This is a genomic window from Streptomyces sp. NPDC030296 (assembly GCF_055572815.1).
Genome location: NZ_JBVICQ010000005.1, coordinates 422,832 through 442,472, shown reverse-complemented (window position 1 = coordinate 442,472; position 19,641 = coordinate 422,832). Strand labels below are relative to the sequence as shown.

General features: G+C 71.4%; 17 protein-coding genes and 1 pseudogene. 10 read left to right on the top strand and 8 right to left on the bottom strand.

Annotated elements, in window-relative coordinates; genetic code table 11:
• Positions 1-87: 87 nt before the first annotated feature.
• Together ACZ4Z3_RS17360 and ACZ4Z3_RS17355 are read left to right on the top strand one after the other, a co-directional pair.
• On the top strand, positions 88-960 hold the full coding sequence (locus ACZ4Z3_RS17360) for a phosphatidylinositol-specific phospholipase C/glycerophosphodiester phosphodiesterase family protein (RefSeq protein ID WP_468501780.1): 873 nt from the start codon (positions 88-90) through the stop codon (positions 958-960).
• Between the two features lie 105 nt (positions 961-1,065).
• Positions 1,066-1,260, top strand: a complete 195-nt coding sequence (locus ACZ4Z3_RS17355; RefSeq protein WP_468501779.1) for a hypothetical protein — start codon at positions 1,066-1,068, stop codon at positions 1,258-1,260.
• A 27-nt stretch (positions 1,261-1,287) separates the two neighbouring features.
• On the opposite strand, the gene ACZ4Z3_RS17350 is transcribed toward ACZ4Z3_RS17355, so the two are convergent.
• Together ACZ4Z3_RS17350 and ACZ4Z3_RS17345 are read right to left on the bottom strand one after the other, a co-directional pair.
• A complete protein-coding gene (locus ACZ4Z3_RS17350) occupies positions 1,288-2,517 on the bottom strand; it encodes a phosphodiester glycosidase family protein (protein WP_468501778.1) in 1,230 nt (409 codons plus the stop codon).
• A 57-nt stretch (positions 2,518-2,574) separates the two neighbouring features.
• Positions 2,575-2,949 carry a DUF779 domain-containing protein gene (locus ACZ4Z3_RS17345; protein ID WP_468501777.1) on the bottom strand — a complete coding sequence of 125 codons (375 nt, stop codon included), beginning with the start codon at positions 2,947-2,949 and terminating at the stop codon, positions 2,575-2,577.
• A 389-nt stretch (positions 2,950-3,338) separates the two neighbouring features.
• On the opposite strand from ACZ4Z3_RS17345, the gene ACZ4Z3_RS17340 reads away from it, so the two are divergent.
• From ACZ4Z3_RS17340 to ACZ4Z3_RS17320, 5 genes are all read left to right on the top strand, one after another.
• Complete coding sequence (locus tag ACZ4Z3_RS17340; RefSeq protein ID WP_468501776.1) at positions 3,339-4,352, top strand: substrate-binding domain-containing protein; 1,014 nt, start codon at positions 3,339-3,341, stop codon at positions 4,350-4,352.
• A 320-nt stretch (positions 4,353-4,672) separates the two neighbouring features.
• Positions 4,673-7,054 carry a sensor histidine kinase gene (locus ACZ4Z3_RS17335; protein ID WP_468501775.1) on the top strand — a complete coding sequence of 794 codons (2,382 nt, stop codon included), beginning with the start codon at positions 4,673-4,675 and terminating at the stop codon, positions 7,052-7,054.
• A 48-nt stretch (positions 7,055-7,102) separates the two neighbouring features.
• A complete protein-coding gene (locus tag ACZ4Z3_RS17330; RefSeq protein ID WP_159765985.1) occupies positions 7,103-7,531 on the top strand; it encodes a roadblock/LC7 domain-containing protein in 429 nt (142 codons plus the stop codon).
• 1 nt (position 7,532) lies between these two features.
• Positions 7,533-7,889: a DUF742 domain-containing protein gene (locus tag ACZ4Z3_RS17325; protein WP_468501774.1), complete on the top strand. Its 357-nt coding sequence runs from the start codon at positions 7,533-7,535 to the stop codon at positions 7,887-7,889.
• A gap of 16 nt (positions 7,890-7,905) precedes the next feature.
• On the top strand, positions 7,906-8,457 hold the full coding sequence (locus tag ACZ4Z3_RS17320; protein ID WP_055536795.1) for a GTP-binding protein: 552 nt from the start codon (positions 7,906-7,908) through the stop codon (positions 8,455-8,457).
• Between the two features lie 30 nt (positions 8,458-8,487).
• On the opposite strand, the gene ACZ4Z3_RS17315 is transcribed toward ACZ4Z3_RS17320, so the two are convergent.
• The 3 genes from ACZ4Z3_RS17315 to ACZ4Z3_RS17305 all read right to left on the bottom strand — a co-directional run bounded on the left by ACZ4Z3_RS17315 (position 8,488) and on the right by ACZ4Z3_RS17305 (position 12,312).
• A complete protein-coding gene (locus ACZ4Z3_RS17315) occupies positions 8,488-9,093 on the bottom strand; it encodes a TetR/AcrR family transcriptional regulator (protein WP_468501773.1) in 606 nt (201 codons plus the stop codon).
• Between the two features lie 27 nt (positions 9,094-9,120).
• Positions 9,121-11,139 (bottom strand): galactose-binding domain-containing protein, encoded by a 2,019-nt coding sequence (locus tag ACZ4Z3_RS17310; RefSeq protein WP_468501939.1) that lies wholly within the window; start codon positions 11,137-11,139, stop codon positions 9,121-9,123.
• Between the two features lie 783 nt (positions 11,140-11,922).
• Positions 11,923-12,312 carry an HGxxPAAW family protein gene (locus ACZ4Z3_RS17305; RefSeq protein WP_468501772.1) on the bottom strand — a complete coding sequence of 130 codons (390 nt, stop codon included), beginning with the start codon at positions 12,310-12,312 and terminating at the stop codon, positions 11,923-11,925.
• A 117-nt stretch (positions 12,313-12,429) separates the two neighbouring features.
• Between ACZ4Z3_RS17305 and ACZ4Z3_RS17300 the strand changes: the two genes are divergently transcribed.
• A complete protein-coding gene (locus ACZ4Z3_RS17300; protein ID WP_468501771.1) occupies positions 12,430-12,891 on the top strand; it encodes a MarR family winged helix-turn-helix transcriptional regulator in 462 nt (153 codons plus the stop codon).
• Positions 12,892-13,004: 113 nt separating this feature from the next.
• On the opposite strand, the gene ACZ4Z3_RS17295 is transcribed toward ACZ4Z3_RS17300, so the two are convergent.
• Together ACZ4Z3_RS17295 and ACZ4Z3_RS17290 are read right to left on the bottom strand one after the other, a co-directional pair.
• Positions 13,005-16,196: a glycoside hydrolase gene (locus ACZ4Z3_RS17295; protein WP_468501770.1), complete on the bottom strand. Its 3,192-nt coding sequence runs from the start codon at positions 16,194-16,196 to the stop codon at positions 13,005-13,007.
• Positions 16,197-16,403: 207 nt separating this feature from the next.
• Positions 16,404-16,932, bottom strand: a pseudogene (locus ACZ4Z3_RS17290) (carboxyl transferase domain-containing protein); the annotation flags it as partial.
• Positions 16,933-17,048: 116 nt separating this feature from the next.
• Here ACZ4Z3_RS17290 and ACZ4Z3_RS17285 point away from each other — a divergent pair.
• The gene (locus ACZ4Z3_RS17285) at positions 17,049-18,227 is read left to right on the top strand and encodes an aminotransferase class V-fold PLP-dependent enzyme (RefSeq protein WP_468501769.1); all 1,179 of its coding nucleotides are present in this window, start codon (positions 17,049-17,051) and stop codon (positions 18,225-18,227) included.
• Between the two features lie 65 nt (positions 18,228-18,292).
• Here the strand turns inward: ACZ4Z3_RS17285 and ACZ4Z3_RS17280 are convergent, their stop codons facing one another.
• Positions 18,293-18,856 carry a hemerythrin domain-containing protein gene (locus ACZ4Z3_RS17280; RefSeq protein WP_468501768.1) on the bottom strand — a complete coding sequence of 188 codons (564 nt, stop codon included), beginning with the start codon at positions 18,854-18,856 and terminating at the stop codon, positions 18,293-18,295.
• 223 nt (positions 18,857-19,079) lie between these two features.
• On the opposite strand from ACZ4Z3_RS17280, the gene ACZ4Z3_RS17275 reads away from it, so the two are divergent.
• The gene (locus ACZ4Z3_RS17275; protein ID WP_468501767.1) at positions 19,080-19,616 is read left to right on the top strand and encodes a hypothetical protein; all 537 of its coding nucleotides are present in this window, start codon (positions 19,080-19,082) and stop codon (positions 19,614-19,616) included.
• The last annotated feature ends 25 nt before the right edge of the window (positions 19,617-19,641 follow it).

Sequence of the window (19,641 nt, the reverse complement as noted above, 5' to 3'; positions counted from 1 at the left end):
CCAACTCCTGCCCCACGCAGGCGCGTTGCGCGGGACGGGACCCCATACTCGCTGGGGTCCCGTACGCCACCCCAGGGGAGGCAGAGCATGGCCCTCACCACCCGCCGCAGAGCCCTCACCACCCTCGGCGCCGCCCTCGCCGGCCCGTTCGCCCTGCCCGTCGCCGAGGCCCTGGCAGCGGAGGACCGCGGGCACCGCCCCCGACCGCTGTGGCGGGCCCACGCGCACAACGACTACGAGCACCCGCGCCCCCTCCTCGACGCCCTCGACCACCGCTTCGGCAGCGTCGAGGCCGACATCTTCCTCGTCGACGGCCGACTCCTCGTCGCCCACGACCCCGAGGACCTCGACCCCGCCCGCACCCTGGGATCCCTCTACCTGGCGCCGCTCGCCGCCCGGGTCCGCGCCCACCACGGCTCCGTGTACCGGGGACATCGCGGGCCGCTGCAACTCCTCATCGACATCAAGACCGAGGGCGCCGCGACCTACCTCGAACTCGACCGGCAGCTGCGCCGCTACGGCCCTGTCTTCTCGACGTACGCGCACGGCCGGGTGCGCCCCGGACCGGTGACGGCCGTGATCTCCGGGGACCGGGCCGCCCGCGTCCCCATGGAGGCGCAGACCGTGCGGCACGCCTTCTACGACGGGCGGCTCGCCGACCTGGTGAGCGCGACACCCGCGCCCGCCTCCCTCATCCCGCTGATCTCCGACAACTGGTCGCTGAACTTCACCTGGCGGGGCGCCGGTTCGTTCCCGGCGGCCGAGCGGGCCAAGCTGCGTGCCATCGTCTCCACGGCGCACGGGCGTGGACAGCGGGTCCGGTTCTGGGCCACGCCCGACCTCGCGGGTCCGGACCGGGACGCGGTCTGGGGCGAACTCCTCGCCGCGGGCGTGGACCACCTCAACACCGACGACCTCGCGGGTCTCGAAGCCTTCCTCGACGCCCACCGGTTGAGCTAGCGACACCACACGTTCGGCGGACACGTCAGCCGCACGGACCAACCCTCCGCTACGCCACACTTGCGGCCGAATGCCGCGAAGTGGGCGTGGCGGAGGAGGTTGACGATGGCCATTTCCATCTCTGTGGTGCTGCTGCTCGTGATCCTGGCGGTGGTCTTCATGCGCAACGGCGCGCTGAAGGTCTCGCACGCCGCCGTCTGTGTGCTGCTCGGGTTCTCCATGGCGAGCACGAGCCTGGCGCCGACCATCCACAACGGCCTCACGGCCACGGCGGACATCGTCAGCAGCCTCAAACCCTGAGCCGGCACCCCGCCCGTCGCTCCACCGTCACGGCCTGGTGAACACCCCGATCCCGTTCGGCACGGGTCGTTCCTCGCCGGCGCTGGGGTGGTTCCGCACGGTCACGGCGCTCTCGCCGGCGACACGGGCGACCAGGGTGGAGGAGCCGCCGCCGTCCAGGCTGAACGCGTCGTCCGAGCCCAGTCCCCGCATCACCTCCGCGACCTCGGCGACGGTGAGGCCGGACCGGTGGGCGGGGGCGCCGTCCAGGGCGAGCAGCAGCAGCCGGTGGCCGTCCTCGGCGACACCGGCCGCCGTGCGCACCGCCGAGACCGTGTCGTCGAGGCCCGGCAGCGGACGGCCCGACCGCAGGACCGGGTAGCCGCCGAGCGCGAACTCGTAGGCGGTGCGGGCCGTCGCCGCCACCAGGCGGTGCCGTACCTGGACCGGGTCGCCGGGGGAGAGCTCGCGCAGCCACTGGGCGCCCGCCTCACGGCCGACGAGGACCGTGGCGCCGGGCGCGACGGCACCGCTGCCGGGCGTGGGCGCGACGGAGACCACCCGGCCGCCTGCGACCAGCACCTCGTGGACGTCGGTGCTGCACGGTGCCGCCCGGTCGGTGTCGGTGCCGCACACGGCCCGTTTCCGGGAGACGGTGCCCCAGTCGGAGGTGAACGCGCCGACGGAACCGACCGGCAGGGCGTACTGGTTGAGACCGCCCAGCGGGAGGACGCCCTCGGCGGTGGTGACGGAACCGTCGAGGGCGATGCTGTCGAGGCGTGCCACGCCGTCGGACGTGACGCCGAGCACGTCCTTGGTGCTGGTGCCGGGCGGCAGGGCAGGGCCGAAGCGCTGTCCGTCCGGTACGGCGGCCTTGAGGGCGTGCCCGTCGGCGATCGCCGGGCCCACGGAGGCGCCCGTGGCCGTGACACCCGGGTGCTGGGCCTCGGTGATGTTGAAGAAGTCGCCGTTCACCCCGGCCACGGCGCCCGCGGCGGTCGCCATCTGGGACACGGTCTGCCGGGCGGCCACGGCGCCCGGATAGAGCAGGCCGACGCCCACCCGGCGATTCCGCAGATCGACGCTCAGCACATGGGCGTGCGCCACACCCTGCGCGCCCGTCACGTCGAACTCCGTGTACGCGACGCCCGGCGCGAGGTCGGCGGTGCGGGGCGTGCCGGTGGCGGACGCCGCTCCCACGAGGCCGGCGCCGGAGAGCACGCTCCACGCCGCGACAACCGTCAGTACCGCTCTGAACCGTCCGCCACGACGTGTCACGGTGCCCCCTGATGTCTCGTCAACCGTCCCAGGGCCCCGGGGAAGTGCACCAGACGACTACCGGCCGGGCGGCGGCTCCGGGCCGACGACGCGGGAACGGATCAGGAAACGCACTCCTTCGGGTGCCTCCAGGGAGAAGCCGCTACCCCGGCCGGGGACGACGTCGACGATGAGCCGGGTGTGGCGCCACACTTCGTACTGGCCGCGGGACATCCAGAAGCCCACCGCCTCGTCGACCCCGTCGACCCGCAGTTCCGCGAGGAGGACGTCCGAGTCGCCCGTACGGAACTCGCCGTCCGGGTAGCACATGGGGGCGCTGCCGTCGCAGCAGCCGCCCGACTGGTGGAACATCAGCGGGCCGTGGGCCGCCCGCAGCCGCCGGAGCAGGTCGGCGGCGGCGGGGGTCAGCTCTACACGCGGGACCACATCCATGGCCGCAGTCAACGCCCCGTCAGGTTGCGAGGACGTTGCGTACGGCGCCGTCACTCCTCGGTGAGGACCTTGCGTCGCGCGGGAAGAGGTTGCCGCCCTGCCGGGCGGGGTTCCGGCCATCCGAAAGGCCCTGACCAGGACGGGGAAGTTGGCCGGAACCGAGCGGTGCCGGATATGGAAGATTCCCGGTGGGTGACACGTGTGCGCCGGTGGCGTCCGACCTGTCACAGCAGTACATCGATTTCGTTGGTCACTTGACTACCGGGCGTCACACGCGATTGGCTCCGCCCAGCGAAAGTCAGCCAGTCGCCGCACGTCAGCGCGGTATCGCGGTGTTTTCGCCTCCCCCGACGTCCCGCCTTGGTCGCACAGCGAGGTGCCACACCCTCATGAACCCAGCCCCCGCCGCCCGCCGTTCCTCCCTCCTGTTCCGCGCCGTGGCCCTCGCCGCCGCCGTCTGTCTCACCGTCGCCGGCTGCTCCGTCCTCACGGGAGCCGACTCCGACGCGGGTGACGGAGCGTCGGGCGGGCCGGGCGGAAGCGGGATGAAGGTCGCCCTCATCGCCCACGGCGCGGAAGGGGACGCCTTCTGGGACCGGGTGCGCAAGGGAGCGGAGGCCGCGGCGGCCAAGGACGGCATCGACCTGACGTTCGTCAGCGACCCCGACGCCGCGGGCCAGGCGAAGCTGGTGCGGAACGCGATAGCCGACAAGGTCGACGGCATCGCGGTGACCCTCGCCAAACCCGGGGCCATGCGTGGCGCGGTCGCCGAGGCCCGCGCGGCCGGCATACCCGTCGTCGCCCTCAACTCCGGTATCGACGCCTGGCGGCCACAGGGCCTGCTGGGCTTCTACGGCCAGGACGAGTCCGTCGCCGGACGGGCGCTCGGCAAGGAACTGGACGCCCGCGACGCCCGGCACGCCGTCTGCGTCATCCACGAACGCGGCAACGTCGCCCTGGAGGCCCGCTGCGCCGGCGTCCGCAAGACCTTCGGCGGACAGACCGAGAACCTCTACGTCGACGGCGCCGACATGGACCAGGTGACCGGTGTGATCGCCGCGAAGCTCCGCCAGGACCCCTCCATCGACGAGGTCGTGACCCTCGGGGCGCAGTACGCGCTCGCCGCCGTCGAGTCCGTCAAGGACGCGGGAGACCGGGCCGAGGTCGCCACCTTCGACCTCAACGCGGACCTGGTGAAGGCCGTCAGGAGCGGCGCCGTGCAGTTCGCCGTGGACCAGCAGCCGTACCTCCAGGGCTACCTCGCGGTCGACGGGCTCTGGCTCTACCACACCAACGGCAACATCAGCGGCGGCGGTGTGGAACCGGTGCTCACCGGCCCCGCCTTCGTGACCAAGAGGAACATCGCCGGGATCGAGAAGTTCGCCGCGAACGGCACCCGCTGACGCGATGCCGACGCCCCGCGTGGACACGATGCGAACGGCACGCCCGCACACCGGGCGCACAGCCCTCACGCAGCCGCCGCGAACGCCAAACGGAACCCTCCGTTCGGACACGGGTTCACCACGGATCCCAACCATCCGGAACGGTCCGGTAACGGCGGCACCAAGCTTTCGACCTCCCCGGACGCACGCGTTCACTTGTGCGGATAACATCCTGCGCATCCCCTGTGCACCATGCTGACGGGTGACCACCCACCACCCTCGGCCGCCGAAGGCCCGCCCCCCGAAACCCTTCCGCTCCCCGCAACCGCCCAAGGACGACGATGCCCCCAAGGACCGGCGCCCGGCGCCGTCTCGGCTCCATACGTCTCTCGCTGATCCTGCTGGCTCTCATCCCCAGCGTCACGCTCACCGCGAGCTGGGCCATGACGACGACGCAGATGTTCTCCGAGGGGCTGCGGCTGCGGGCGCAGACGGGGCTGAGCAAGTCCACCGGCGCCATGGGCACCGAGGCCACCCTGGCCCTCCAGCGGGAGCGGGTCCTCTCCGCCGCCTACATGGCTGCCCCCGGCAGCTCCAGGGCCGCCCTGGACGAACAGCGCGGGAAGACGGACGCGGCCGTCACCCGGCTCGCCGCGAAGGCGGACGCCATCGAGGACGCCCCCGACCGCGTCGGCGAGCGGCTGTACTCGGTGATGGCCGGCTCCGGCAGCCTGGAGTACTACCGGGGCCAGGTGGACAACCCCACGGACATCACCCCCGAGCAGATCCTGGACCAGTACACCGAGATCATCGACGGCCAGATCCACGCCTTCCAGGAGCTTTCCCAGGTCGACGACGGCGACCTCACCTCCCAGGCCGGCCCGCTCGTCACCCTCGAACAGGCCGCGGAGCTGGTCTCCCAGGAGGACGCCCTCCTCACCCTGAACTGGCCCGCCGGGGAACTGGACGACGCCTCCCGTGAGCGTTTCGCGCAGGTGGTCAACGCCCGGCGCTGGCTGGTCGACAACCAGCTCGTGCCCTCCCTCGAAGGGGAGGTGAAGAGCGAGGTCGAGCGCATCGTCCAGGACAAGGACTGGCAGAACCTTCTGGCGGTGGAGGACCAGATCCTCTCCGCCCACGCCACCGGCAAGAACCACAGGACCGCGCTGCCCGACTCCCAGGACCGCTGGGACGCCACCATGGCCAGCCTCGCCCTCCAGTACGAGAAGCTGATCCGGGAGCAGACCAGCGCCCTGCTGGACCGCAGCGGCGAGGAGGCCCGCGGACTGCTCATCAAGGCCGGCTCGCTCAGCGCCGCCGGGCTCGCCGCGCTGCTGCTGTGCGTCGTGATGTCGTGGCGCATCACCCGTTCCCTGTCGCTGCGGCTGCGCGGCCTGAGGACCGCCACGCTCAGCCTCGCCCAGGAGCGTCTGCCGGACGTCGTCGCCCGCCTGGAGCGCGGCGAGAAGGTCGACGTCGACACGGCGGCGGCCCCGCTGGACTACGGCACCGACGAGCTCGGCCAGGTCGCCAAGGCGTTCAACGCCGCCCAGCGCACCGCCGTGCACACCGCCGTCGAACTCGCCGACACCCGGCGCGGCTTCCAGCGCGTCATCCTCGGCATCGCCCGGCAGAGCCAGAACCTGGTCAACCTCCAGCTCACCAAGCTCGACGAGCTGGAGCGCCAGCACCAGGACCCGGAGATCCTCAAGGGCCTGTACGAGCTGGACTCCACCGCGAGCCAGCTGCGCCGCTACGAGGAGAACCTCGTCATCATCAGCGGTGAGCGGCCCGGCCGTACCTGGACCGAGCCGGTCGCGCTGATCGACATCCTGCGCAGCGCCGTCGGTGAGGTCGCCCAGTACCAGCGCGTCGAGGTGCACACCGAGGACGACGTGTGGATCGCCCCGCCGGCCGTGGCCGACGTGATCCACCTCCTCGCCGAGCTGATCGACAACGCCACCTCGTACTCGCCGGCCCCCAGTCCCGTGAGCGTGCGCGCGGCGATCGTGGCGAAGGGCCTCGTCCTGGAGGTCGAGGACCGCGGACTCGGCATGTCCGAGGAGGACTACGAGGCGTTCAACGCCCAGCTGGCGGTGCCCCCGCAGTTCGACGTGGTGGCCCTCGCCGACGACCTCCGGCTCGGCATGTTCGTCATCGCCCGCCTCGCCACCCGGCACGGCATCGCCGTCACCCTGCGGGCCTCCCCGTACGGGGGCACCACCGCGATCGTGCTGATCCCGCACGACATCGTCGTCCACGAGGCCCCCGAGCCCGGGACGGACGGCACCGACGAGGACGAGCCGCCCGTGCGGTCCTCCCTCGTGGCCCGGCGGGTCGCCGCCGCCGAGCCCGAACCCGTACGGACCGAGCCCGCGCCGGAGGACCGGCCCGCCGTGTCCACCCGGACCCCCGTGACCCCGGCCGCGCACGACACCGGGAACGCGGACCGCACGTCTTCGGCCCGGACGAACGGCGGCCGGATCCCGCTGCCCCGGCGGGTGCCGCAGACCAGCCTGGCGGCCGAGTTGAAGGAGGAGACGGCGCCCTGCCCCGACGGGGACGACGACGACTTCACGGCCGAGCGAGCCGCCTCCTCGCTCGCCGGCTTCCAGCGCGGAACACTTCGGGCCCGTGACGACGAGGCGGAACCCGAGTACGTACGGGGGGAGGAATCCGCTTCCGTCGACCCGGGAGACCGGATCCCCGCCTCCGGCACCTGACGTCCCCATCGACTCCCCCGCCGCAGCCCGCTCATGAAGGACACACAGATGACACGCCCCACCCCCGCCACCCACAGCCAGCTCGACCAGCTGCTCACCGGACTGGTGGACCGGGTCGCCGAGGTCGACCACGCCGTCGTGCTCTCCGAGGACGGGCTGGTCGTCAGCAAGTCCACCGCGTTCCTGCGCGACGACGCCGAGCGGCTGGCGGCGACCGCGTCCGGGCTGATGAGCCTCAGCAAGGGCGTCAGCATGGACTTCCGCGGCGGTCCCGTGCGCCAGCTGCTCATAGAGATGGGCAACGCCTTCCTCATCCTCACCAACGCCGGGCCCGGCGCCAACCTCGCCGTGCTCACCCGTCAGGGCGCGGACGTCGGCGTGGTGGCTTACCAGATGAACATGCTGGTGAAGAAGATCGGCGAGCACCTCAGCGCGGCCCCGCGCGCGGGCGTGGTCGTCGCGGACAGCGGCGAGTGAGGTGAACGGAGGCGACGCGGCGGGCCGGCTGGTTCGCCCGTTCACCCTGACCGGCGGCCGGACCAGACCGAGTCGGAGCGACTTCACCCTCCTCACCACGGTGACGGCGGTGGACCCGCAGCCCGTCGGCGGGGCCCGGCCGCAGCCCGAGCACGCCCGGATCCTCAGACTCTGCGCCAAGCCGATCGTGGTGGCGGAGCTGGCCACCGGGCTCGACCTCCCGGTGAGCGTGGTGGCGATCATGCTCTGCGACCTGCTGGAGGCGCGCCGGATCACCGTACGGCAGCCGCGGCTGATCTCCCGCACTCCCGACCTGGACCTGCTGAAGAAAGTGAGGGACGGCCTTGGCCGCCTCTGACCCCACCCCCCAGGGGATGCCGGCTCCCGACGCGGTGAAGATACTCATCGCCGGCGGATTCGGCGTCGGCAAGACGACCATGGTCGGGTCGGTCAGCGAGATCGTCCCGCTGCGCACCGAGGAACCCCTCACCACGGCGGGCCTCGGCGTCGACGACCTCGACGGCATCCCCGACAAGCAGGCCACCACGGTCGCCCTCGACTTCGGGCGGATCAGCATCGGGGACGACCTCGTGCTGTACCTGTTCGGTACGCCCGGGCAGCAGCGGTTCTGGTTCATGTGGAACGACCTGGCGATCGGCGCGCTCGGCGCGGTGGTGCTGGTGGACGTCCGCAGACCCGAGTCGAGCTTCGCGGCGATCGACTTCTTCGAACGCCGGAAGATCCCGTTCGTCATCGGCGTCAACGGGTTCTACGGCGAGCACCCCTATGAACCGGACGAGATCCGCGAGGCCCTCGCCCTGCCCGAGCACACCCCGGTCCTCCTCTTCGACGCCCGCGAACGCGCCTCCTGCCGAGACGTGTTGATCGGCCTCCTGGACCAACTGATCGCCACTTCGGCCCGCTGAGGGGGAGGGGCGCCGCCGGCGCCGTGGTTCTCAGGGGCGGGCCTCCTCGCGGACGAGGCCGGAGACGTGGTCGGTGATGGTGTCCAGGATGCTCGTCCAGGTCGTGTCGTCGCCCAGGACCAGGAAGTTGAGGGTGAGGCCGTCCGTCATGGCGGCCAGGTAGCGGGCCAGGACGGGGACGGGGACAGTCAGTTCGAACTCCATCGTCCGGCGCAGCTGCTCGATCAGTTCGGTGTACGTGTCGCAGTACATCTCGTACTGCCGCCGCGCCAGGTGCTCGAACCCGGGCTCCCGCAGGGCGTACTGGGTCAGCTCGTAGGTGAGCATGTGCTCGCCCGGGTGGGCGGACACATGGTCCCAGTACGCCTGGAAACCGGCCCGGACGGTCTCCCTGAGCGTCTCCCGAGGGCGGATCGCCTCCCGCACCAGCGCCACGTAATGGCCGGTGATGGTGGTGATGACGGACTCGATCAGCTCCTGCTTCGAGGCGAAGCAGTAGTGGAAGACGCTCAGGGACACGCCTGCCTCGGCCGCGATGGACCGGGTCGTCGTCCTGGGGACGCCGTCCCGGGTCATCGCGCGGATCGCCGCTTCGGTCAGCTGTCTGCGGCGTTCGGCCGACGGCAGGCGTGCCATGTGGTTCCCTTTCCCCCGTGCGTGCGGTCAGCCGCCGTGGACGCCGACCTCGTACAGGGAGTAGCCCCAGTCCGTGCCGCGGTCGACCCCCTGCATCCGAACATAGCGGGCGGGCACCGCGGAGAACTTGGCCGTGTCGAGGCCGCCGTCGCCCGAGGTCGTCGACCACACGGTCTTCCAGTTCGAGCCGTCGGTGGAGACGTCGATCCGGTACGACCGGCCGTAGGCGCGCTCCCAGTCGAGGGTGACCCGCTTGACGGTGTGGGTGGAGCCGAGGTCCACCGTCCACCACTGGTCGTCGTTCCAGTCGCTCGCCCAGCGGGTGCCGCCGTCACCGTCCACGGCCCGGCCGGGCTGGTAGCTGGTGAAGGGGTTCGACTCGGACGCGCTCGCCGTGGCCGTGGCACCCTTGGCGAGGTTCACGCCCGCCTTGTGCGCCTCGGACGCGCCCCAGGTGTCGAGGTAGGACTCGGCGCCCCGGAAGAGGTCGTCCACGACGCCCTTGCCGCCGACGAGCCGGATGTCCTCGATCCAGTCGGGGACCATGCCGACGTGGGCGGCGCCGTCGGTGTTGAAGTCGAAGGTGCGCTGCCCGGTGGTCTGCTTGTCGATGGTCGAGCCGCCGTCGGCGCTCTTGAAGGGGTACGTCACGGGGTTCGACGTGTTCGCGCCGCGCGGGGCGGGGTGGTCGCCGATGCCGTTGAAGTCGGTGCCGAAGCCGTAGCCTACGTCGTACTTGGCCCGCAGGGCGTCCGTGCGCGCGGCCTCCTCGCTGAACTCCTTCGAGCCGTGCATGTACTGGGCGACGAAACCGCCGAGGGAGTAGACCCGCTCGGTCCAGTTCAGGTCCATCCAGCTGTGCGAGGAAAGGACGCCCGGGTAGGACTCGGCCTCGAAGATGTCGAGGACGCGGCCGGTGGCCTTGACGCTCATGTGGTCGATCTCGACCATCATCTTGCGCTTCATCATGCCGCGCAGCGCGTACTCGCCGAGGTCGGTGAGCCCGCGCACGTTGCACTGCGCGTTCTCGTCGTACTCCGGGACCTCGGTGCCCGACGGAAGGTCCGCCTCGGCCTTCGACACGGCGTCACCGATCGGGTTGTCCTTCTGCGGGCCCTTGCACTTCTCCGTCTGCCAGAACGTGCCGGTCGACAGGAACTGGCCGACGTTGATGGCGGTGCCGAGACCGTGTTCGTCGAAGCGGACGCCGCACAGCGCGTTGTCGAACTTGTGGCACAGGAACATGCTGCGCACACCCAGGTCGTACAACTCGTCGAGGCCCTTGTCGATGTCCGACTTGCTGCACTGCGGGATGTCGAGGATCTGCTTGCAGCCGAACGGCTCGGACGTCTCGACGCCCAGCACGACCGCCAGCTTGCCCTGCGCGACGACCTCGCGGGCCTGCGCGCTGTCGGTGACGATCCGGAACCAGCCCTTGCCGGTGCCGCCGTACTGCGCGTCGATGTAGGCCTGGAGGTCGTACGACAGCTTTGCCTGGAGCCGGATCGAGGTCATCTCGTCGCAGCTTCGGTCCTTGAACGGGTAGACCGAGCAGATCATCCCGTTGGTGACGAGGTCGTTGACGAGGACGCGCTGACCGCCGCGCCAGGCGCGCTCGACCCAGGCGTAGTAGTTGGCCTGGTGGGTCATCGAGTCGTAGGCCGGCCAGTCCTTGAACGTCGGGTAGCCGACGGGGTCGTGCTTGCCGTCGCCGCCGTGGGTGATGTAGTCGAAGATCGCGAGGGTGCCGTCGGGGTAGTGCTCGGGACAGTCCTTCAGCGCGTCGGCGATGCCGGACGTCGAGAAGACCTTGCCGCAGATCAGCCGGCCGCCGAACGCCTCGTTGGAGAACAGGTGGTTGTGCGCGTCCACGAAGCCGCGCACCTCGCCCGCCGCGTTCGTGCCCTTGAACGGTTCGCCCGTGACGTTGATCTGGGAGTCGGGCGTCGGCCGCGCGGTGGGCTGCCACCAGTCGCCGGTGGCGGCCGAACCGGCCGACGGGGTCAGCAGCATGCCCATCGCGGTCAGGAACAGCGTCAGCACCATGAGGGGTCTGCGTCTGTGGTGGGCGCGTCGGGTCCAGGTCATCGTTCACGTCCTTGGTCGAGGGAAGCGCGGTCGATCGGCCAGACCCTGCGGGACGCGCGCACACCACGACGCCATGGCCCGGTTTTGTCATGGCTGGCACAAGCGATGTGACGAGAATCGCCACTGTGGTGATGCGAGTCAATAGTCCGGGACAGATGACCTGCTGGTGATCGCGTGGTAGGCCTCGAGGTGGCGTCTCGTCAAACTCGTTGCTCGGCACGCCATTAGCAGCGACCACTGACAATCCGGACCGGTGGAGGGCCCGTTTCGGTCGACCCGGCGGTCATCCCGCGTCGGGGGTGACCGGAGGTCTCGGGGGCTCGGCCGCTTCCGGCCGGCCCTCTCCCTCGCACAGTGACATGTGTGCGCTTTCAAGGAATTGGCCGGAAAATATGGTCGGCGCCCCTTTCCGGTGACACTCGTGAGCACGATGCCCGGCAGGCAGCGCGGAGGCACGCCGGTTCAGCGAGGGGGAACGGCCATCACCACCATGCAAGGCAGCGGTACCGGGGCGGGGTTCGGGAACGCGATCACCGCCCTGACCCGACGACGGATCGAGATCTACGACGGCGCGGGCGACGACTGGCGGTTCGCCGAGAGCCTGAAGTCCGTGAGCGGCGACACGGCTCAGGAGTACGAGGGCCGGACCCTCCTGGAACTCATCCAGAACGGCCACGACGCGCTGCCCGCGGGCAGTACCGGCAGGATCGCTCGAACCCCCGGAGGTCGTGACCGGGCGGTTCAGGACGACGAGTCGGCCGTGGAGACCGCGGCCGTGCCGGTGGTGGCCGGTGCGGTCGTGGTCGGCGTGACGTGCTCGGGCAGGCCGGCCGTCCGAGGGCCCCGGCGGCCCGCCATACGGCACCCGAGGCAGCCCGGGTGGCCGCCACGGACGGAGCGGTCGCGGGCGCCGAGAGCCCACTGGTCCCTCGGCCGCGGCCCCGGCGGCTTGCCCCAGCCGGCGAGGTGCAGGACCCAGGTGACCAGGAGCGCGGCGACCGAGACGGCGATGCCCAGCGGGATGCCCGGCGCCCAGCCGCAGACGCCCGTGCCGAGCGCCACGGAACCGGCCGTGCCGATCGCGGTACCCGTCCAGCCGGCCACGGTGTGGCCCTCGTCGTAGAGACTCATGTGTCTGCTCCCCTCGCGCGCCGGGGCGCGCCACGGCATGCCGCGGCCACGCCTACGGCGCCGGACTGTAATATCTTAGTGGCTAAGGAATCTAGCCTGTCCCGGAGGCACATTTCAATGGAGGCCGAGCGCCACCCCACCGTCCCGGACGCCATCGGCGCCATGGACCGCATGATCGCGACGATGATCGTGGGACAGCAGGAGTTCGCGCGCCGGTTCGGCCTGAGCGTCACCGACCTGGTCTGCTTCGCCTACGTCCTGGAGGCCGGGGACACCCCGGTCACCGCCGGTGACCTGGCCACTCGTGCGCATGTCACGACCGGTGCGATCACCGGCGTCCTCAACCGCCTGGAGGGCCGGGGCTTCGTCGCCCGCAAGCCGGACCCGGCCGACCGGCGCCGTGTCCTGGTGGTCGCCCAGCCGACCGCCGCCGAGCAGGCGATGATCCTCTACGGCCCGTTCTACGAGCGTCTCGCGGAACTCTTCGGCGGCTACACCCCCGACGAACTCGCCGTGCTCACCGACTGGTTCACCCGCGCCGGCGACGTGGCCCGCACCTTCCTGGAGGAGTCCCGCTAGGGTCTGTCGTTTGGATCATGCCGGCTTCGGGCTACGGCACCTTGTGGCTGCCGATGCGCGTACCAAGCCCCGCGACCCAGGCATGAACGACAGGGCCTAGGTGGGGGCGGGCCTCAGCGGCGTACGAGGTCGATCCGGTACCCGCGGGTGCGGGAACCGTCCTCCGAGGTCACCGTGACGACGGCCGACGTCCGGTCGCCGCTGCCCGTGCGGTCCACGGTGACGGTCGCGTACGGGTCGCGGGCCGTGGCCGTGACAACCGCCCGGTGCGGGCGGGCCGTGGTGACGCGGTAGGCCGTCGTGTCCGGGTCGAAGGACGCGATCGGCTCGCCCGCCACCTCGATCGAGGCCGCGGCGGCGTCCGCGGAGCGGCCGGGGTCCTTGGCGTACACCTCGATCTCGCTCATCGTGATGTAGCCACCTGGGCGGGCCGTCATGACCACGCGGGCGGCGGTGGCCGGTCCCGTGTCCAGTGACACGTCGATCACCGGGGTGCCCTCGGTGCCGACCGGGACGGAGTCGCTCGCGTCGGTCCAGGGCCCGTCGGCGCCGGCGCGTACCTGGACCTTGAGGCTCTCCGGGAAGGAGACGTTGCCGCCGTCGCGGTGGAAGTGGGCGACGACGCGCGTCAGGTCGCGGGCCCTCGGCAGGGTGAAGGTGACGGTGTCGGAGGGATTCTTGGCGCCCGATCTCCAGTTGGACCAGGCCTTCTCGGACCGGTCGCCGTTGCGCAGCCGCTCCTCCGAGTAGCCGCTCTCGGTGAACGTGGCGGCGACGGAGACCTCCGGGTCGGGAGCGATGTTGACCTGCGTGGCCTCGGTGACCTGGACGCGTACGGTGGCGTCGACCTCACCGCCGCCGACGACACGGGCGGTACCGGAGAGTTTCACGACACCGGGCTTGTCGTAGGCCCTGGCGGGGGCTGCCTCCCAGGTCACGGGGAGATGGGTGCGGCCGCCGTGCCGGCCGACGCCGATGACCTTGGCCGGGAGTTCCGGCGTACCGCCGGCATGGGTCTTGGCGCGGCCCGGCAGCGTCGAGGCGATCGTGTCGACGGTGACGAGCGCCTTCGCCCGGAGCGTGCGGCCCAGGGCGTCGGTCGCCTCGCCCTCGACGCGCACCGCGCCCGGTCTCTTCCAGCGCCGGTCCGACGGCAGGTCCCACACCACCGGCAGGGAGCCGCGGGCACCGTCCCGGAACACCGGAGTCACCGTCTGCGGCATCGTCGGCCGCAGCCCCGGCACGGTGAACACCTCGGCCCGCTCGGTGCGCAGCACCGTCTCGTCGGTCACGGTCCAGCGCTGGTTGGCCGCCGAGGTCGGTGTGTACGTCGACACCTTGGCGCCGTCCGCGGACGACTGACCCGTGACGTCGATCAGACGGCCGGTCGCGGCGTTGACGAAGGTCCAGGTGCCGTCGCCGGTCGTCGACATGATCCACTGAGCGGCGTCGGGGGCATCGCCGGCCGCCGCGTCCTCCAGCACGGCCTGGTTGTCGCGCACCGCGAGGCGCGTGCCGGTGGCGGCGTTGACGAGGGTGTACCGCTCACGGTTGCCGGTGCCCGGCGTCAACTGCCGGACTGCCCACAACTGCCGTGCGCTGCCGGGGTCGTTCGTGCGCAGGACGACGCCGGTGCCGTCCTCCGACGGGGCCAGCGACCTGCCGCTCTGGGCGCCCTGGAGCCGGTACACATGACCGGGCCGCACCAGGGCGGCGTCCTTCGCCACGCCGCTGACGCCCTTGACCAGGAACGTGGTGACCGATTTGGCGGGGACGTCGAGCGTCGCCGAACGGTCGGTCACCCGGACCGGGGTGCCGCGCACGAGAGCGCCGTCGGCGCTGGTCACCACGGGCGTGACGGTGGCTCCGGGGGAGACCGTGCCGAAGCGCGAGAGGTCGAGGGTGACGGAGCGGCCGGTGGTGCCGCTGTTGACGTGGACGACGGTCGCCGCACGGCCGGACTTCTTCACCGCGGCGACGCTCGACGGGTCGTCGACCTTGACGAACCGGTCGCCGGGGCGGATGTGATGGGTGAAGTTGCGGATGGTGTGGAACTTGGAGTTGGCCCGGATCGGGCAGGTCTCCAGGGTGTCGTCGGCGGTGCAGTTGAACGGGACGTGGACGCTGCCCCAGTTCTTGCCCGCCGCGGCCTGCGGGATCGAGTCCTCGATCGGCTGCCAGAACACCCAGGCGGACGGCTCCAGTTCCCGCATGTCGTCGACCATGCGCGAGGCGATGCCGAGCCCCGGCTCCATGCCCGTGAAGTCGGTGCCCGTGCCCCAGGTGCCCTCGACCTCGCTCATCCAGAGCCTTTTGTCGGCGCCCTTGGCGATGTCACGGGCGCTGGTGCGCATCCCGGTGCCGTACGTGTGCACGTTCAGCTGGGGGAGGGCCGCCCGCGCGGAGGCGTCGTAGGCGTTCCAGTTCTGGGTGAAGATCGTGGGGTTGGTCTCGTCCATCGCCGAGATCTCGGCGTCGGTCCTCGCCCCGTCGAGCGCCTTGTCGAGTGCGCGGACGACCTTCTGCTGGAGCGCCGGGCCCGCGTGCGCGCCCTCCTGGCGGCCTCCGGTGGGCTGGCCGTTCGCGCCGATCTGGGTGCCCCAGTAGTTGGTGTTGGGCTCGTTGAGGGGTGCGATCGTGTCGAAGTCGATGCCGTGCGCCTTCTCCAACTCCTCCGTGACGCGCACGAGATAGGTGGCGAACTCGTCGACGCGGTCCGCGCGGATCTGGTCCGTGTTCGCGTCGAAGCCGCCGGAGACATAGCCGCTGACGGTCTGGAACCAGGGCGGCGAGTTGCTGAACGCCTCCCACTTGGTGACCTTGTCCTTGACCTGGTCCACCCACCAGCGCTGGCCGGCGTCGGCGTCCCAGTTCCAGTGGTCGGGGTTGGCGGGATCCCACCAGTCCATGTCCTGCCGGGTGGTTCCCTCGGGGGCCTTCCAGAAGCCCTCCATGGTCGCGCCCGTCTTCATGTAGTCCTTGCGGACGTCCGGGGCGTTGCCGCCGCCGATGTTGTAGCGCGCGATGTTGAGGGCGAGTCCGTCGTCGCCGAACAGCATGTCCACGAGTCGTCTTCGGATGGGCTCCGGATAGCGGCCGGTCGCGTTGGCGAACCAGACGAGGCTCGTGCCCCAGCCCTCGAACTCCTGCTGCCGGTAGGAGGGATCGATCCGTACCGTGACTCCGCTCCGCGCCGCCGGAGCCGGTGTGTCCGCGACCGCCGGGGGCGCGGCCACCAGGCCCGCGCCCAGCACCAGGGGAAGCGTGGGCGCCAAGGCGCGGACGATGCGATGCCGTTGGGACACGGCACTCCCTTCCACAACACAGAGCTGAACAGAACCGATCAGAAGGAATCGCGCTCTGGGCATGCTTGATGACGGAAATGAACACGTCAAGACGGAGGGTGACTTCTTAGGTCGAGCTGACGCGGAGGGCCCCGATGGAACCGTCGGCGTCGGCACCGGCTCGGGCTGGTCACGGCTGGGCGGCGGCGGGACCCGGACCGGCGGTCAGGCCACGGCGTCGCGGCGGACCAGCTCGGCGTAGAGGGTGAGCGAGGTGACGCCCCCTGGATGCGGGCGCCGCCGCCGTCGTCGAGGCCGATGAACCGGGCAGCCCGTCTTCAGGGCGAGGTCCATCAGGGCGAGGGTCTTCTCCCCGAGCGCCTCACCCATGCTGCCGCCGAAGACGGTCGAGGCCTGGACGCACACCAGACCGGGCGGCCGTCGATCGTGCCGTGCCCGGTGACCACCCCGTCACCCCGGTGACCACCCCGTCACCGTGGGGGCGGTGGGCGCCGTCGCCGGCGCCCGGCGCCTCCGCCAGCTCGCGCAGGCGGTCGGCGGTGCGGTCCGGGGCCCGCCCTGTCGTGGGGGCGCCGAGGGGGCCGGCATCGGGGGTGCCGACCGGGCAGGCGGTCGGCGTCCGTTCCGCGGGCGGCCTCGTCCGGGATGTCGTCACCTCTAGTGTCACAGCCACCTCCGAAGCGGCTTCCGAATATGGCAGCGCGACGGCCGAGACCCGGCCTGATGGCCGTTTCATTTGCGGGAGTTGAGTCCCCCGGACCCGGAGTCGCTCCCCGGGTGACAACGACCGGTCCAGGAACCGGGGCGCGCGAACAGTTCACCGAGCGGTGACGGCCGGGAAGGATGGGTCCCATGGATGTCGACGCACTGCGCCGGGACACCCCGGGCACCGCCCACCGGATCCACCTCAACAACGCCGGAGCCGGCCTGCTCTCCCGGCAGACCCTGACGGCCGTCATCTCCCACCTGGAACTCGAGGCCGCCATCGGCGGCTACGAGGCCGCGGCACGGGAGAGGGAACGGATCGACGCCACCTACACCCATATCGCCCGACTGCTCGGAGGGCGGCCCGAGGAGGTCGCCCTCTTCGACAACTCCACCCACGCCTGGAACGCCGCCTTCTACTCCCTGACGTTCAAGCCGGGCGACCGCATCCTCACCGGCCGCGACGAGTACGGCAGCAGCGTCCTCGCCTACCTCCAGATCGCCCGCCGCACCGGCGCGGAGATCGTCGTCGTCCCCGACGACGAGCACGGGCAGCTCGACACGGCCGCCCTCGCCGACCTCATCGACGAGCGGACCAGGCTGGTCGGCGTCACCCACGTGCCGACCAGCGGCGGCCTGATCAACCCGGCCGCCGAGATCGGCCGGATCACCCGCGCCGCCGGGGTGCCGTTCCTGCTCGACGCGACCCAGTCCGTGGGGCAGTTCCCGGTCGACGTCACCGAGATCGGCTGCGACCTGCTCACCGCCACCGGCCGCAAGTTCCTGCGCGGCCCGCGCGGCACCGGCTTCCTGTGGGTGCGGCCCGAGGCACTGGAGTACCTGGAGCCGCACGTCGTCGAGATCCAGGCCGCCACCTGGGACGGCGAGCGGGGCTTCACCTGGCAGCCCGGCGCCCGGCGCTTCGAGAGCTGGGAGACCGGCTACGCCAATGTGCTCGGTCTCGAAACGGCCGTACGCCAGGCCCTCGACCTGGGCCTGGACCGGATCGGCGAACGGGCCCTCGCCCTCGGCGCGTATCTGCGCGACCGCCTCGACGCCCTGCCCGGCGTCACCACCCACGACCTCGGCGCGCACCGCTGCGCCATCGTGACCGCCAAGGTCGACGGCGTGCCCGCCGCCGAGGTCGCCGCCGCGCTCGCGGGACGCGGCATCAACGTCACGTACACCGTGCCCGAGCACACCCAGTTCGACACCGAACACAGGGGTGTCCACCCGCTGGTGCGTCTCTCCCCGCACTACTACAACACCGAGGCCGAACTCGACCTGACCGTCGAGGCCATGGCCGGCATCGCCTCAGGCGGATGACACGGGGGCCCGGGGCGGACGTCCGCCCCGGGCCCCCGTGTCCCTACCGGCCGCCGTCCGGTGCCTCAGGACTCCTTGCCCCGGCCGGTCATCGCGTCGCGCAGCCGGTCGACGAAACCCATGCCCGGCGCCAGCATCTTGTTGGCCGGGGGCTTGTCCGGCGCGGACGGGTGCGGCCGGGTCGGCGCCGTCTTCTTGGCCGTCCGCACCTTGTCGCCCAGCTGGTCCAGCATCTCCGCCGGACAGGACCGGGTCATCCGGGGGAAGAGATTGGTCTCCTCGTCCCGCACATGGCTCCTGATCTCCGTCATGAGCTGGGTGATCAGCCGGTCGAACTCGGGGTCGTCGGCCTCGCACCGTTCCAGGTCCTTCATGAGGCGCTCGGCCTCGGCGTGGTCCTGCAGCTCGCGGTCGGCGATCGCGTCCCCGTCGGGCACGTGCTCACGGACCGCCGGGTAGAGGTACGCCTCCTCCGCGACCGAGTGCCGGATCAGCTCGATGGTGACCTGGTCCGCGTACTCCTTGCGTTTGGCGTGCCCCGAGGGCAGCTGTTCGATCTTGCCGAAGAGCTCCTCCACCTCGCGATGATCGGTCTTGAGTTCCTCGACGACGTTTCCGCCGTGTCCCATGACTCGCTCCTTTCCGCCTGTCCCGCCCGTCTGCTGGGGGCGGGCCCGAAGGGGGCCAGTGAACCCCCTTCGTGTCCGGTATCGACGTATTGATCCCTTGGTGGTCAGGTCGGCCGGCCTGTGTGGCCGAGGACACGTCCGTCGCGTGGCCTGCGCCATTCCCGTCGCGACGGTCCCCGGCTACGTTCTTCGGTGCGCGCTCCCCAGTACCCCGGATGGCCCAGTGCACGCAGATCTCTCCCCCCTCATCGCCGCGACCGCCCAGTGGCTGACCCGCGCCTACCCGGCGGGCGGCGGCGCGGTCGACTCCGCCCTCTGCGAGGTGCAGGCACGGCAGGCGGTGACCGTGGCCGCCTGGCTGCGCTATCCGACGCCGATGGACGCGGGCCTCGTCGGCGTCGCCGGACCCGGCGGCTCGGCCCGGCTCGACTGGATCACCGGCTACGAGACGGCCGACGACACGGACCCCGTGGCCGAGGACGAGCACGCCTGGCGGAGCTGGGTGGACGAGGTCGTCGCCAGCTGGGCGGCCTGCCTGCTCACCGACCCCGCCCTGGCCGGCGCCGCGGTGACCGCCCTCGCCGGCACCCACCACACCGCCGGTTCCCCCGTGGCCTTCCGCCGGCTGCTCGATCCGGACGTCCAGGACCGCCGGGCCGCCGCGCTGCTGCGCCACCCCGACCTCCTCGCCCCCGTGGCCGGACTCCACCACGCCGGTCTTCTCGACGCACTGCGGCCGGGGCAGGCCCTGCCGGCCTGAACCCCGGCCGCGAAAGGGCCCGGCC